The sequence below is a fragment of the Kitasatospora sp. MBT66 genome (assembly GCF_000710405.2).
Classification (GTDB): domain Bacteria; phylum Actinomycetota; class Actinomycetes; order Streptomycetales; family Streptomycetaceae; genus Kitasatospora; species Kitasatospora purpeofusca.
In genome coordinates this window covers 997,464-1,010,850 of the sequence record NZ_JAIY01000003.1, presented here as the reverse complement: position 1 = coordinate 1,010,850, position 13,387 = coordinate 997,464, and the positions used below count along the sequence as shown (strand labels likewise).

Here is a 13,387-nt window from a genome sequence, read left to right as displayed (position 1 = left end):
GCCCCGAACGAGGACGACCGGTCGCACCCGCCGGTGCGCAGCACCCGTCAGAGCGCGGCGACCTCGGCCCGCAGGGCGGGGAGGGTGGCGTAGAAGACGCCGCCGGGGCAGTCGGTGGCCAGCCAGTCGCGGTGGCCGCTGATCAGGTCGACCGGCTTGGTCACCCCGTTGACCGGGTTGACGAAGGTGACGTGCGCCTGCGGGTCCAGCCCGTGGGTGCGGGCGGCCAGCGAGAGCACCAGGGCGAGCGACTTCCGGGCCTTGGCGGTGGGCTGCTGGTCGACCAGGGTGCCGAGCAGGGCGACGCCGAGGTTGCCCGAGTTGAAGCCGGCGGTGTGGAAGGCGGTCACCGCGTTGCCGTTGGCGTCGAACCCGGGGATGCCGTCGTCGCCGGACCAGCGGCCCTCGTAGATCCGGCCGGCCTCGTCGATGAGGAAGTGGTAGCCGATGTCGCCCCAGTCGTTGGTGATCGCGTGGTACTCGTAGATCGCGCGCACGGTGGCGGCCGGGTCCGGGTCCGCGTTCGGGGTGTCGGTGTGGTGCACCGTCAGGGTCTGCAGCGGGTAGTACTTGGCGGGGGAGTTCTCCACGCCGTTCTTGAACCGCTTGGACTCGTCGGCGCCCCAGGCGGCGCGGCTCAGGTACTCGACGCCGCAGAAGGTGACCGGCGTGGTCGGGGAGAGCGTGGTGGTGCGGGCCGGGCCCGTGGTGGTGTCCAGCGCGGTGGAGCGCAGGTTGGTGGCGCCGTCGGGCAGGCGCAGGTCGTAGCCGACCGCGCCGTCGGCGGGGACCAGCGCGGCCGAGACCGGGGCGGCCTTCGCGGCGGTGCCCGCGACGTCGGGGCCGCCCGCGCAACCGGTGGCGATCGGCTGCCAGGCCCCCGGGCCGGTCTCCTCGTGGTGGAGGCGGATGGCGCCGCCGCGGCGGGGGCCGTCCCAGCTGACGCCGACGTACTGGATCGGGAACTCGGTCCGCACACCGGCGGCGGCGCGACCGGCGGCGGAGCGGGCCCGGGTGGCCGGGACGGTCACGGTCCGGGCTGCCTGGTTGCCCGGCGCGGCCGGAGCCGGGGTGGCCGGCGCGGCCGGGGTGCTCGGCGCGGCGGCGTGCGCGGCCGGGGCGGTGGCGATCGCGGCGGCGGTGGCGCCGATCGCGGTCACCAGCGTGCGACGGCTCACGGCGGAGCTGGGGTTCGGCATCGGGATCCTGTTCTCGGGGTGGCACGGACGTGCAGGTCGACCGGCCATGAGCCGGTCAATGAGTCGATCATGAATCTACCCAAATGATCGTTTCTGGTGGCAACCCCTAAAATTCGGCTGCCCGAACGGGCAACCCGCCCGACCGTCCGTCGGATCGCCCGCCCCACCGCCCGGCCGGACCCGCCGCGGGCCGCCGCCGCTACCCGAGGATCCGCAGCGCCGCCGCCGCCCGGGCCCCCACCGGTGCCCCGGCGCACGCGAGTTCACCGAGATAGAGGCAGACATCGGCCCGCGCCGCCCCGGCCCCCGGCACCGCGAGGAACGCCCGCGCCAGCTCCTCCGGTTCGGCGTCCCCGGCGACCAGACCGTGCAGCAGCTTGCGCACCGCCGGCTCGAACGGGTCCCGAGGATTCTCGTACGGGGACTCCAGGAAGGCCTCCCAGGCGTCCGCCGAACCCGCCGGCCCCTCCGTCAGCAGCCGCAGCACCGCCACCTCCACCAGCACCGTCGACGAGGCCGCGACCTCGGGCGCCACCTCCGCCAGCAGCGCCCGGGCCTCCTCGAACCGTCCGTCGTGCCGGTACGCCGCCGCCAGCGCGCACCGCACCGCCGGATCCGCCGGATCACGGGCCAGCACCGCCGACAGGTCGGCGACCGCCGCCGCCGGACGCCCGGCCTGCCGGTGCGCCTGACCGCGCTCGGCCAGCGCCCAGGTGTAGTCCGGATTGTGGGTGACCGCCGCCGTCAGATCGGCGATCGCCTCCTCCACCAGACCGGCCTGCCGCCGGGCCTGTCCCCGGGAACCCAGCGCCCAGGGGTCGTCCGGTTCGAGTACCAGCGCGGCACTCAGATCGGTGATCGCCTCCTCCAGGTCCCCCGCCAGCCGGTGGGCCTCGCCGCGCAGTGCCAACGCCCAGGCGTACTCCGGGTCGATCACCAGAACGGCCGTCAGGTCCGCGATGGCGTCGTCCAGCCGGCCAGCCTGCCGGTACGCCTGCCCGCGCGCCCGCAGCGCCCACACGTCCGAGGGGTCCAGCGCCAGCGCCGAGGACAGGTCGGCCACCGCCTGCGCCAGCCGCCCCGCCTGCCGGTGCGCCTCGCCCCGCTCGGCCAGCGCCCACGCGTACTCCGGGTCCAGCGCCAGCGCCGCCGTGAAGTCCGCGATCGCCTCCTCCAGCCGCCCCGCCTGCCGGTGCGCCTCGCCCCGCTCGCCGACCGCCCACGCGTACTCCGGGTTGAGCGCCAGCGCGGCGGTGAAGTCCGCGACCGCCTCGTCCAGCCGGCCCGCCTGCCGGTGCGCCTGGGCACGTGAGCCCAGCGCCCAGGCGTTCTCCGGGGTGAGCGCGATCGCCGCCGTGAAGTCCGCCACCGCCTCCTCGGGCCGGCCCGCCTGCCGGTGCGCCTCGCCCCGCTCGGCCAGCGCCCACGCGTTCTCCGGACCGAGCGCCAGCGCGGCGGTCAGATCGGCGATCGCGTCGTCCAGCCGTCCGGCCTGCCGCAGGGCCTGGCCCCGTGAACTCAGCGACCAGGCGTCACCGGGATCCAGCGCCAGCGCGGCGGTGAAGTCCGCGACCGCCTCGGCCAGCCGCCCGGCCGTCCGGAACGCCTCGCCGCGCTGGGTGAACGCCCAGGCGTACTCCGGGTCGAGCAGGATGGCGGCGGTCAGATCGGCGACCGCCTCGTCCAACCGCCCGGCCAGCCGGTGCGCCTGGCCGCGCGAGCCCAGCGCCCAGGCGTCGTCCGGGTCGAGCGCCAGCGCCGCCGTGAAGTCGGCCATCGCCTCCTCGGCCAGCCCGGCCAACTGCCGGGCCTCGCCGCGCCGGGACAGCGCCCAGGCGTACTCCGGGTCGAGGGCCAGCGCCGCCGTGAAGTCCGCCAGCGCCCGCTCGTGGTGGCCGTGCCAGTTGAGCACCCGCCCCCGGTATGCGAGGGCCTGCGGCAGGTCGGCGGCGATCGCGACGGCCTGGTCGAGGTCGGCGAGGGCGTCGTCGTCCCGGTCCTCGACGAAGTACTGGTAGCCGCGATGGGTGAGCGCCCAGGCCCGCACCCGGACCGGCAGACCGGGACCGGCGAGCACGTCCAGGACCGCCAGCACCGGCTGCTCACCGGCCGCCGCCGCGTGGATCCGGCGGGCCCAGCGGGTCAGTTCGGCGTCGTCGCTGTCCTGCGCGGCCTGGTTGAGCATCTCCGCCCACGGCGCCAGCGCGTCCGGGGCGTCCCCGGCGGTGCGCGCCGTGTGCTCCAGGGCGCGCGGCAGCCGGGCCAGCGGATCGGCGCAGAGCAGGTGGTAGGTCTCGCTCAGCAACTGCCGCCGCCACCTGGGGTCGGCGCCGCGCCGGGCCGCCGGCAGGTACAACTCGACCGCCGCCCGCGCCGCGGCGTGGTGCTCGGCGAGGCGGGTGTGCGCGGCCGTCCACTCCCGCGGGGTGTGGATCCGGCGCCGGCGCACCATGCTGGTGCGGACCACGGCGTGGTACTGCAGGAAGTCGCCGCGCCCGGTCACGAAGGGCTGCACCGACAGCCAGTCCCAGACCGCCGGTTCGGCCTCCGGCACGGCGCAGGCGAACAGGTCGCGGTTCAGCTGCAGCGGGAGCGCCGCGGCCAGCACGGTGTCCCGGCGCTCCGGTTCGGGGATCCACTGCAGGAAGCGCACCACCGCCTGGTCGACCATGTCGGCGCCGACGTCGGCGACCTCCTCCACCGCGCCGGGATCGGCCGCCGCCAGCAGCGCGACCAGCAGCGGCAGCCGCATCGACATCCGCAGCACCGCGTCGACCACCAGCGGATCGGTGACCCCGCGCGCCGTCAGCAGGTCGCGGGCCTCCTGCTCGGTGAACACCTCCAGCGGCACGTCCACCAGGACCGCCCGCCACGGCGCCCACTCGCGCTCGGCCAGCTCGTCCCGGCCGGCCAGCACGAACACCACCTCCAGCGGCAGCGGGCCGAACGCGTCGTCGAGGATCTCCCGCAGCCAGCCGTCGAGATAGCGGCCCGTCAGCTCCCAGGTGTCGAGGAAAAGGACGATCCAGGGGCGGCGGTCACGGTCCCGGCCGCGGTCCCGGTCGCGGTCGCAGAGCCGGGACAGCTCCGCGACGAAGGCCCGGCCGAGCGCCGCCTCCTCCACGTCGCCGCCGCGCCGACGCTGGCGCACCCCCGCGATCAGGCGCTCGGCGCCCTGGGCCACCGCATCCGGGTTCGCCACCGCCGCGACCACACCCGCACCCGGTAGCACCGAGACCGCCCCGAGCGCCGCCTGGGCCACCAGCCGGGTCGGCAGCGACGCACCCTCCCCACCGGGCGGCTGCTCCGGCTCGCGGTCCGCCGCGGCCTGGAGCGAACGCCGGTACTGCTCCAGGGCCTTGTCGAACTCCCGCAGCGGACCGGCCTGTTCGGCGAGCTGCCGGGCCAGTGCGCCGAGCGCCGTCTCGACGCTGTGCACATCGGTCTCGTCGACCAGGGCGGTCAGCGCACCGGCCCGCCGGGCCGCCTCGCGCCACTGGGCGAGCAGGGTGGACTTGCCGACCCCGCCGACCCCGCGCACATGGAACAGGAAGTCCGCCGGATCCGGCCCGGAGTCCGGGTCCGGATCGCGGGCGAGATTGTCCACGAACAGCGCCAGCTGCGCTCTGCGGCCGATGAATTGCGCACCGGTGCGCTGCCGCACCGCCTCCGCACGCGACAGACGCCTCCGTGCCTGTGCCATGCCACCCCCTGCCGTGCTGCCCGGCGGGTCGCGCCGACCACGAGTCCGGTGCCGCCGGTGCCGCTGTCGTGAGGACGACCGTAGTGAATCGGCCCCCGTGCTGTCCTGCTTTCGGCCATCTGTCGTGTGCAGGGCGGGTGTTGACAGCAGGGCCGGCGGATGCTCCGGAGTGGTGCGGGGTGGGAGGGGGAGGGGTCAGACGATGGTGATCCTGAACGTGCGGCTGTTGTTGCCCGGCGTCGGGTCGTCCGGGAGCTCGGCCTCGACGGTGCCGTCCAGCACCTCGGGGTCCATGCCGGAGGCGACCGAGATCCGCACCTCGGCGGTGACCGAGGCACCCGGCGCCAGGCCGGCCGGGACGGTGCAGGCGACGGTGTGGCCGAAGGGCAGCGTGGAACAGGTCGCGCCGGAGGACGTCCCGCTGCCCACCACCCCCGGCGGCAGGTGCACGTACAGCGTGAACGGTACGGCGGTCGCGGTTCCGCCGGCGTTGGTCACCGCCGGGCGCAGCAGGGTGGAGCCGCCGTCGGCCACCGGGGCGGGGTCGGCGGCCGAGACCACGAGGTCCGCGCCGGTCGCGCACGTATCGGCGGCCGCCGCCGGACCGGCGGCCAGGACCACCGCCGCGCACGCCGCCCGCAGGGCCCTGGAAAGCAGCAGTCGGGACATCACGCTCACCCATTTCGTTCGGTGTCCGCCGGACCACGGCTCGGGACCGGCGGCAGGCCCGGTCGGGCCGTGCCAGGGTCAGCATCGGTGCCCCGCCGTGCCGCCGGAGCGGGACACGGCGGGGCACGGCGGGGCACCGCCCGTACGGGTGACCCCGCGGGCCGTCCGGTGCGGGACCGTCAGACGGTGGCCTGACCGGCGCCGGGCCGCTGGTTCTTCGCGTCGACGATCGCCCGGGTCACGATCGTCGTGCGCTCCACCACGGTGCCGGGCTTGACGCCGTTGAACTCCCGGACCTGCACGCCGCGGCTGCCGAGGTACTGGTGGCTCTCCCGGTCGAAGATCCACTCCGACCGCTCGCCGGTCTGCGGGTCGAGCCGCGCCAGCGCGATCCCGTCCCGGCCGGAGACGTCCTGCGCGTGCTCGACCACCACGACGCCCGGAATCCTGCCCACGGCCTCGTAGAGCGCGGCGGCGAGGCCGGCGGGCACCAGCTGCTCGCGGATGACGGAGCCGATCTCGTTGAACGCCTGCTGGTCGTGGTCCCGGTCGCCGCTCACCGTCGCGTAGACGGACTTCAACAGGGCGTCGGGGTCGGTCGGCTGGGTCGCGAGCCACTTGTAGGTCGATTGCTTGCGCGGCGCTTCGTTGTCCAGCGTGATACCGCCCTTGTCCTGGTAACCCGGCTCGTCCAGCCAGCCCTTGGTGCCGTCGGGCGACTTCCACACCTCGCGGTCGTGCAGCGGCTGCACCCAGGTGGTGGACTCCCCGGTGTCCACGTTGTTGCGGGTGGACATGAAGGAGACCCGGCTCTTGATGTAGATGAACTGGCCCGGCCCCGGCTGGGGCGTGCTGCGCGCCGTCGCGGCGGCGGCGATCTCGCGGACCGTCGAGGCGAGTTGCACCGTGCTGCCCTCCTCGATCTGCACGACGGGCGCCTTGACCAGCTCAGGGGCGGCCACGGTGTCGGTGCCGGGCGAACCGCCGACGGACACCACCACGGCCAGGGCGGCGGCCGCGGCGACGGGGGCGGCGAACAGCACGGCGCGGCGCAGCGGCCGCCGTGCCGGGGTGGCCGCGGGGGCGTGGTCGGACTGGTGGATCTCGCTCATCAAGTACTCCTCGAGCAGGTCCTGGCGGTCGGCCGCCAGGCGGGGATCGGCCGGCGGCGGCAACAGACGGGCCAGTTCCGCGTGGTCGAGCGGTTCGTTGTGCCGCCACGGGTTGCGGATCATCGGTGCGTCTCCTTGTGCGGCCGGGCCGCAATGCTGCGGCCGCCCTGTACTTGTCCGGGGATCGGGAGCGGTTCCGTGGTCTTCTGCGAGGCGTTCTTCGTGGCGTACTCCGCGCCGTTCCTCGTGCCGTTCTTCGCGGCGAGCTTCCGCGCGGCGCGCAGTTCGTCGTCCGCGAGCCTGCGCAGCCGGGTGCGGGCCCGCGAGAGGCGCGAGCGCACGGTGCCGACGGGAATGCCGAGGGTGGCCGCCGCCTCCGCGTAGCCGAGCCCGGACCAGACACAGAGCGCGAAGACCTCGCGCTCCGACCGCCGCAGCCGTCCCAGGGCCTTCCGGGCGGCCGCGAGCTGCTCGGAGTCGGCCATCCGGCCGACGAGTTCGTCGGCGAAGTCGGGCACCGGATCGGCCACGGGCATCCGGGCCATCGCCAGGTTGTGGCGGCGCGCGGCACGCGTCGTGTTGCGCAGCACATTGACGGCGATGCCCATGAGCCACGGCCGTGGACTGTCGCCCTCGTCGCGCAGCTTCCCGCGCAGGCGCCAGGCCTCCAGGAAGGTCAGCGACACCACGTCCTCGGCGAGCGCCCAGTTCCCGGTCACACGCACGGCATGGCGGTACACCAGGGAGGAGTGCTCCCGGAAGAGCTCGCGAAATGCTTCGGGTTCCCCGGCTCGGAGCCGGGAGTGCGGATGGTTCACGTCAAGCCTTGTCCGGGCGGACCGGCCGGTTCCTGTGACGCGCGTCACCAGCGGCGCCCCCAGGGATGTCCCCCACGCTGCCGATCATGCAGCACGGCCGACCACCCACCACCCCCGGGCCTGCCGGCCGGGGCTACGGCGTGGTGGCGGCCGGTCCGGTGGGGGGCTTCAGGCAGGGGGTGGTGATGCCCAGGACCATCCGGTTGTCGCCGGCGGTGCTGGAGACGTCGACGATGTACCGGCTCCCGGGATGGCGTGCGGTGACGGTGGAGTTCGGCTCGGTGGCGGGCGTCTCCTGATAGGCGGAGATCTTGAGCCCTTCGGTGGTGAGGAGGTCCCTGACCTTGCGGGCCACGTCGTTGTGCTGGGCGTCGGGGACGTGGCTGTGGACCGCGTAGAACAGGGTGTAGCGGTCGTCGGGTGCGGATTCGGAGCGGCTCCGCCCCCGCCGGGGGCCGGCGGGGGCGGGCCTGAGTTGCCGTCGACGGACCCACTCCGGAGGTTGACGAGCCACTTGTCGCCCCCGTCTGCGTAGGGGCACGTGAGTCGGTGTCCGGTTGCTGCTGCCCCGTAGCCCAACAGCGGCCATGGGCCCGGCTCCTGCCGTGGTGCGCGGTCGGGTCAGGTTGTGGCGAGGTGCTGCTTCGGGTCGGTGGCGGGCTCGGTGCTGGTGCCGTGCTGCTCGTCCTCGGGGCGGCCCTGCTTGGGCAGCAGGAAGGTGATCGCGAGGAAGACGGCCAGCAGGCCTGCCTGGACGATCAGTGCGCGGTGGAATCCGCCGGTGAAGTCGCCGGTCTCGGCCCGGGCGAAGAAGACCGAACCGAAGACCGCGACGCCGATGGAGCCGCCGACGGCCTGGACGGCGGAGAGGACGCCGGAGGCGGAGCCGATCTCCTCGTCGTCGACCGCGGCCAGGACGAAGCTGAACAGGGCGGCGATCACCATGCCGGCGCCGATGCCCGCCACCGCCACGCCGGGGACGATGGCCCGGATCGAGAACGAGGCGGCGTCGAGGCCGTCGAGCTCGAACCACAGCACGGCCGCGCCGGCCAGCTGGACCAGCGGTCCGATCTGCAGTACCTTGCGGCCGATCCGGTCCGCGAGGAACGCGCCGCTGACCGCGCCGCCGATCGCGGTTCCCACGGCGAGGGGCAGGTTGCCGAGGCCCGCCTCGCCGGCGGTGAAGTGGTGGCCGATCTGGAGGAACAGGGTCAGTACGAGCTGGGTGCCGATGAGTCCGCCGAAGAACAGGGCGATGCCGCCGAGGCCGACGGTGAAGGCCGGCTTGCGCAGCAGGCCGGGGGTGACCAGCGGTTCGCGGCCCGCGGCGGCGGTGCGGCGCTGCTGGAGGGCGAAGAGGGCGAAGCCGATCGCCGAGGCGGCCATGGACAGCCAGGTCCAGAGCGGCCAGCCGTTCTCCTGCCCCTGGTTCAGCGGCAGCACCAGCAGGGCGCAGGAGATCGCGACCAGGGCGGCGCCGGTCAGGTCGACCCGTACCGTGCGGTCGCCCGCCTTCCTGGGGACGAACCTCGCGGCGACGACCAGGGCCGCGATTCCGACCGGCAGGTTGATCAGGAAGACCGACCGCCAGCCGAGGCCGAAGAAGTCGCCCTCGATGAGGAAGCCGCCCAGGACCGGGCCGATGATGCCGCCCAGGCCGAGGACGGGACCGAAGATCGCGAACACCTTGGTGAGCTCGGGGCCGGAGAAGTTCTCCCGCAGCAGGCCCAGGCCCTGGGGCAGCAGCATCGCTCCGGCGGTGCCCTGCAGCAGGCGGAAGGCGATCAGCGACCCGATGTTCGGCGCGGCCGCGCACAGCAGCGAGCTCGTGGTGAAGGCCGCGAGTCCGATCAGGAACATCCGGCGGCGGCCGTAGCGGTCGCCGAGCCGGCCGCCGAGGACCAGGCCGGCGCCCAGGGTGAGGGCGTAGCCGCCGATCACCCATTGCAGTCCGACGGAACCGGCGCCGAGGGACTTCTCCAGGTCCGGTCCGGCGACGTTGACGATCGAGGCGTCCAGGAGATCCATGATCTCCGCGACGATCATCACCGCCAGGATCAGCCACCGCCACCGGTAGGGCCCGGTCGCCTCGTCCTGGGCGGGGGACGGGTCATGCACGTCAGATACCTCCATGGTGAAGTAATTCCACCATGAAGGTAAAGTGGTGGCGGTAGGTTGTCAAAGCGGGCCGCCCACCTGGACGCCCGGCAGGAGCGAGGACACTCCGCAGGAGAGAAGAGGTGGCTGGCCCGGTGGAGGAAGCGATCGGCGACGGTGTCGCGGCGCAGCGCGAGCGACTGATGGAAGGGCTGCGGATCTACGGCGGCCACTACGCCGAGCTCAGCCGACGCTTCGCGGCCTGGCTGGGCCTGCACTCCACCGACGCGACCGCGGTGCTGGAGATCGCCGCCGCCGAGGAGCGCGGGACCCCGCTGTCCCCGGCCCGGCTGAGCGAGCGCATCCCGCTGTCCACGGGTGCCACGACCGCGCTGCTGAACCGCCTCGAAGCGGCCGGGCACATCACCCGCACCCGCGAGCACTCCGACCGGCGCGTCGTCACCCTGCGCGGCGGCCCGCACATCCAGGAGCGGGCGGACGAGTTCTTCGGCCCGCTGGCCGGCCGCCTCGACGCCGCGATGTCGCCCTACCCGCCGCAACTCCTGGAACAGTTCGAGCAGTTCATGGCCGAGCTGAACGCCGCCATGGACGCCCACCTCGCCGCCGGCGACGCACCCGCCGCACAGCGGCCGGGGGACAAGCCCTAGGGAGCGGGGCGTGACATCGCTGATCGCCGCCGTCGCCGCACGCCAAGAGGCCGCCGACTCCCGCTGATGGAGGGCTGTTGGAGGGCTGATCGGTGCCGCGAACGCGGGGCCCGGGGGCGTGCGGCGACGTACGGCCGGACGGACCTGTCGAGGTCACCCCGGGGGCGTAAGTTCTCACCCGTTCGGCCTGTACGGGTTGCGGGAGCATCCGGTTTTCCACGTTCGTGTGCAAACGTGTGTCGCGTCCGGCCGTCCTCGGAGGCGGTCGGCCAAGGCTATTGACCATCCATCAAGGAGAACCTGAGATGTCGGTTCGTGGAAAGCTCCGCCAGTTCGCCGTGATCGCCACCGTCGCCGCCGCGGCTGCCGTGATCGCGCCGACCGCTGCGGTGGCTCACGGTGGCGGCTCGCAGCCGTCCGCCTCGTCGGGTCTGCAGGCCGGCAACGGTGCGGTCGGCCTCGTCGGCCCGCGCGGCAGCTGGGTGCAGTACTTCGACCGTTCCAACGGCTGATCCCACGCTCCTCGAACGCCCCGGGGCCGCGGCCCCGGGGCGTTCGCGCGCGTCCGGCGGGGCGGTCCACCGGGCCTCGCGCTGCTTCCACCGGAGGACGCTGCGGAGTGTTGCGCCGGATCGTGCCCGGAGCGTCCGCCCATAGTGCGGTCATGACCTTCTCCCGCACCAGGGCGCTCGCCGCCGCCGTCCTCACGGTCGCGACCCTGACCTCCGTCGCGCTCCCGGCCGGACCGCCGGCCGCCGCCCGCGCCCTCGCCAAGAACCCCTCGCCCGCGCACTCCTGCGTCCGCTCGGACCCCGACGCCGACCCCCGGGCCCGCGAGGTGCTCGACATCGCCCGGCAGGTCCAGCAGGAGCTCGACCTGAAGTCGGTGATCCTGCGGGTCACCGTCGACGGCCACGAACTCGTCACCGGCGCCCTCGGCGAGTCGATGACGGGCGTTCCGGCCGAACCCGCCATGCACTTCCGGGCCGGTTCGGTCGCCTTCCCGTTCCTCGGCATCGTCCTGCTTCAGCTCGCCGAGGAGGGCGTGATCGGCCTGGACGACCCGGTCGCCCCCTGGCTGCCCGACCTGCCGCAGGCGGACCGGATCACCCTGCGGATGCTCGGCGACACCACCTCCGGGCTCGCCGACTACGTCACCGACCAGGGCTTCCTGGACGCGCTCGCCGCCGACCCGTTCCGGCACTGGACGCCGGAGGAACTGGTCGCGATCTCCACCGGGAAGAACTTCTGGTACGACCCCGGGACCAACTGGAGCTACTCGCACGCGAACTTCGTCCTGCTCGGCGAGGCGCTGGAGCGGATCACCGGCACCCGGCTGGACCACCTGCTGGAGCAGCGGATCTTCGGGCCGCTAGGCCTGCGCCAGACCGTCAACAGCTTCACTCCCGACATCCCCACCCCGGTGCAGCACGCCTTCACCGCCTCGCGCGGCACGTACGAGGAGTCGACGTTCTGGAACCCGTCCTGGACCACCGCCCCGGGCGCGGTGCTGATCAGCGACATCTGTGACCTGACCCGCTCGGTGGAGGCCGTCGGCACCGGCGCGCTGCTCTCCCCGGAGTCCTTCCGGACCCAGCTGAACCCCGGCACCGTCGGCCTGCCCGGTCCGGTGCACGGCTGCCCGCAGGACGTCTGCCTGCCGCAGACCGAGGCCCAGCACTTCGGCCTCGGGGTCATCGTCGACCGGGGCTGGATCCTGTCCAACCCCTCCTTCTTCGGCTACGCGGCGATCGAGGCCTACCTGCCGGACGAGCACCTGGCGATCGCCGTCAGCACGACGCGGAACTGCGCGGCCCCGGACCGCAACACCGCGCAGGAGGTGGCCGGCCGGATCGCCGCCCTGCTCGCCCCGGACCACCCGCTCAACGTCGGCTGATCCGTCGTCGACGGTCCGTGAGCTCCGCCGGGCGGGTGGTCCGGTGGAGCTCCGGGCGTGCTGCCGCGCGCTACCGGGGCACTACCGGGGCGCGGCCAGAGGCGCGGGTACCGGCGCGGGCTCGGGGTCGGTGGCCAGGCGGGCGTGCAGGTGCTCGTCGTGGTACGTCCCGTCGCCGAAGCGGTACGAGGCCCGCAGGGTGCCCTCGGGGAGGTAGCCGCAGTTCAGGGCCAGCCGGCAGGACGCCTCGTTGTCGACCGCGTGGGCGACCTCGATCCGGCGGGCCTCGGCCGTCCGGAAGCCCCAGCTGGTGACGGCCCTGGTGGCCCGGCCGATCAAGCCCCGGCCGCGCCCGGAAGGCGGTGCCCAGTAGCCGATCATCGCCAGGCCGTCCGCGCGGTCGGTCCAGCGCAGGTTGACGCAGCCCAGCAGGGCGCCGTCGGCGGCGTCCAGCACGGCGAACGGCGCGGCCGTGCCCTTGTCCCAGCTGTCCTCGCGGGCCGCCAGCCAGGTCAGGGCGGCGGCGGGGTCGCGGGTCGGGAGCGGGTTCCAGAGGGCGATCAGCGGATCGGCCGCGGCGGCGACCAGGCTGTCCAGCAGTGCGCCCGGCTCGGCGTCGGCCCGCCCCCAGGGTCGGAGCACCGCGTCGCCCAGGTCGAGCGTGGTGCGGCGGAAGGTGCGCGGCTCGACGCTGTCCGCGTCGGCGGGGGTGGGTGCGGGGGCGGGGGCGGAAGTACTCATGGGGGTCTTCCTACCGGGTCGTCAGGCGTGCCGCCAGCGGTTTTCCCTCGGGGTCGGGCCGGGAGCAGGCCCGGCGGGTCAGTGGAAGTCGAAGGCGGGCGCGGTGCCGGTGGCGCGGGCGGCGAGGTGGACCGGCCAGGCGAGGGCGAGGTCCTGCCAGGGGAGGCCGATCGGCGCGAACACGGTGGTCCGGTCGTCCGGCCGGGCCGGGACGGTGCCGCGCAGGACGTCGGCGAACTCGTCGGCGAGGTCCGGGTCCGGGCCGGAGCCGTGCAGGACCCCGGAGGCGGTGGCGAGCGCGCGGTCGTCCACCACGAGCCGGCTCGCGCGCAGCAGGGCGGGGGAGAGCTCGGTCTTTCCGCGCTCGTCGAAGCCGAGGGCGGTCAGGTGCAGACCCGGCCTCAGCACGTCGGCGTCCAGCAGCGGTTCGCGCGACCAGGTGGCGGTGATGACGATGTCCGCCGCCTCGACGGCCGCCCGCGC

The 13,387-nt window shown here is 74.3% G+C and carries 11 protein-coding genes and 1 pseudogene; 3 read left to right on the top strand and 9 right to left on the bottom strand.

Features of this window, described 5'->3' with window-relative positions:
* Positions 1-47 precede the first annotated feature (47 nt).
* The 7 genes from BI06_RS06455 to BI06_RS06425 all read right to left on the bottom strand — a co-directional run bounded on the left by BI06_RS06455 (position 48) and on the right by BI06_RS06425 (position 9,634).
* Positions 48-1,199, bottom strand: coding sequence for a peptidoglycan recognition family protein (locus BI06_RS06455; protein WP_051740315.1), 1,152 nt, complete (start codon positions 1,197-1,199; stop codon positions 48-50).
* Between the two features lie 199 nt (positions 1,200-1,398).
* On the bottom strand, positions 1,399-4,902 hold the full coding sequence (locus BI06_RS06450) for an ATP-binding protein (protein ID WP_051740314.1): 3,504 nt from the start codon (positions 4,900-4,902) through the stop codon (positions 1,399-1,401).
* A 195-nt stretch (positions 4,903-5,097) separates the two neighbouring features.
* A complete protein-coding gene (locus BI06_RS06445; protein WP_043465639.1) occupies positions 5,098-5,571 on the bottom strand; it encodes a hypothetical protein in 474 nt (157 codons plus the stop codon).
* Between the two features lie 179 nt (positions 5,572-5,750).
* The gene (locus BI06_RS06440) at positions 5,751-6,806 is read right to left on the bottom strand and encodes a CU044_5270 family protein (protein ID WP_043465638.1); all 1,056 of its coding nucleotides are present in this window, start codon (positions 6,804-6,806) and stop codon (positions 5,751-5,753) included.
* On the bottom strand, positions 6,803-7,501 hold the full coding sequence (locus BI06_RS06435) for an RNA polymerase sigma factor (protein ID WP_043465637.1): 699 nt from the start codon (positions 7,499-7,501) through the stop codon (positions 6,803-6,805). Before BI06_RS06435 ends, BI06_RS06440 begins: the two co-directional genes overlap by 4 nt.
* A 133-nt stretch (positions 7,502-7,634) precedes the next feature.
* On the bottom strand, positions 7,635-8,015 hold the full coding sequence (locus tag BI06_RS49240) for a hypothetical protein (protein ID WP_149030278.1): 381 nt from the start codon (positions 8,013-8,015) through the stop codon (positions 7,635-7,637).
* Between the two features lie 107 nt (positions 8,016-8,122).
* Positions 8,123-9,634, bottom strand: a complete 1,512-nt coding sequence (locus tag BI06_RS06425) for an MFS transporter (protein ID WP_107113275.1) — start codon at positions 9,632-9,634, stop codon at positions 8,123-8,125.
* Positions 9,635-9,801: 167 nt separating this feature from the next.
* On the opposite strand from BI06_RS06425, the gene BI06_RS06420 reads away from it, so the two are divergent.
* The 3 genes from BI06_RS06420 (at position 9,802) to BI06_RS06410 (ending at position 12,163) form a co-directional block, all read left to right on the top strand.
* The gene (locus BI06_RS06420; RefSeq protein ID WP_369826055.1) at positions 9,802-10,266 is read left to right on the top strand and encodes a MarR family winged helix-turn-helix transcriptional regulator; all 465 of its coding nucleotides are present in this window, start codon (positions 9,802-9,804) and stop codon (positions 10,264-10,266) included.
* A 305-nt stretch (positions 10,267-10,571) separates the two neighbouring features.
* Entirely contained in the window at positions 10,572-10,778 is a 207-nt protein-coding gene (locus tag BI06_RS06415; protein ID WP_030395545.1) for a hypothetical protein, read from the top strand.
* A 152-nt stretch (positions 10,779-10,930) separates the two neighbouring features.
* The gene (locus tag BI06_RS06410) at positions 10,931-12,163 is read left to right on the top strand and encodes a serine hydrolase (protein ID WP_030395544.1); all 1,233 of its coding nucleotides are present in this window, start codon (positions 10,931-10,933) and stop codon (positions 12,161-12,163) included.
* Between the two features lie 81 nt (positions 12,164-12,244).
* Here BI06_RS06410 and BI06_RS06405 read toward each other — a convergent pair whose 3' ends face one another.
* Both BI06_RS06405 and BI06_RS06400 read right to left on the bottom strand, forming a co-directional pair.
* Positions 12,245-12,904 carry a GNAT family N-acetyltransferase gene (locus tag BI06_RS06405; RefSeq protein WP_082558299.1) on the bottom strand — a complete coding sequence of 220 codons (660 nt, stop codon included), beginning with the start codon at positions 12,902-12,904 and terminating at the stop codon, positions 12,245-12,247.
* A gap of 78 nt (positions 12,905-12,982) precedes the next feature.
* Positions 12,983-13,387: pseudogene (locus tag BI06_RS06400) on the bottom strand (ornithine cyclodeaminase family protein); the annotation flags it as partial.

Coding starts and splice junctions, on each gene's coding strand:
- BI06_RS06410 (WP_030395544.1), top strand. CDS start 10,931: ATGACCTTCTCCCGCACCAGGGCGCTCGCCGCCGCCGTCCTCACGGTC.
- BI06_RS06425 (WP_107113275.1), bottom strand. CDS start 9,634: ATGGAGGTATCTGACGTGCATGACCCGTCCCCCGCCCAGGACGAGGCG.
- BI06_RS06405 (WP_082558299.1), bottom strand. CDS start 12,904: ATGAGTACTTCCGCCCCCGCCCCCGCACCCACCCCCGCCGACGCGGAC.
- BI06_RS06445 (WP_043465639.1), bottom strand. CDS start 5,571: ATGTCCCGACTGCTGCTTTCCAGGGCCCTGCGGGCGGCGTGCGCGGCG.
- BI06_RS06420 (WP_369826055.1), top strand. CDS start 9,802: ATGGAAGGGCTGCGGATCTACGGCGGCCACTACGCCGAGCTCAGCCGA.
- BI06_RS06455 (WP_051740315.1), bottom strand. CDS start 1,199: ATGCCGAACCCCAGCTCCGCCGTGAGCCGTCGCACGCTGGTGACCGCG.
- BI06_RS06415 (WP_030395545.1), top strand. CDS start 10,572: ATGTCGGTTCGTGGAAAGCTCCGCCAGTTCGCCGTGATCGCCACCGTC.
- BI06_RS06440 (WP_043465638.1), bottom strand. CDS start 6,806: ATGATCCGCAACCCGTGGCGGCACAACGAACCGCTCGACCACGCGGAA.
- BI06_RS06450 (WP_051740314.1), bottom strand. CDS start 4,902: ATGGCACAGGCACGGAGGCGTCTGTCGCGTGCGGAGGCGGTGCGGCAG.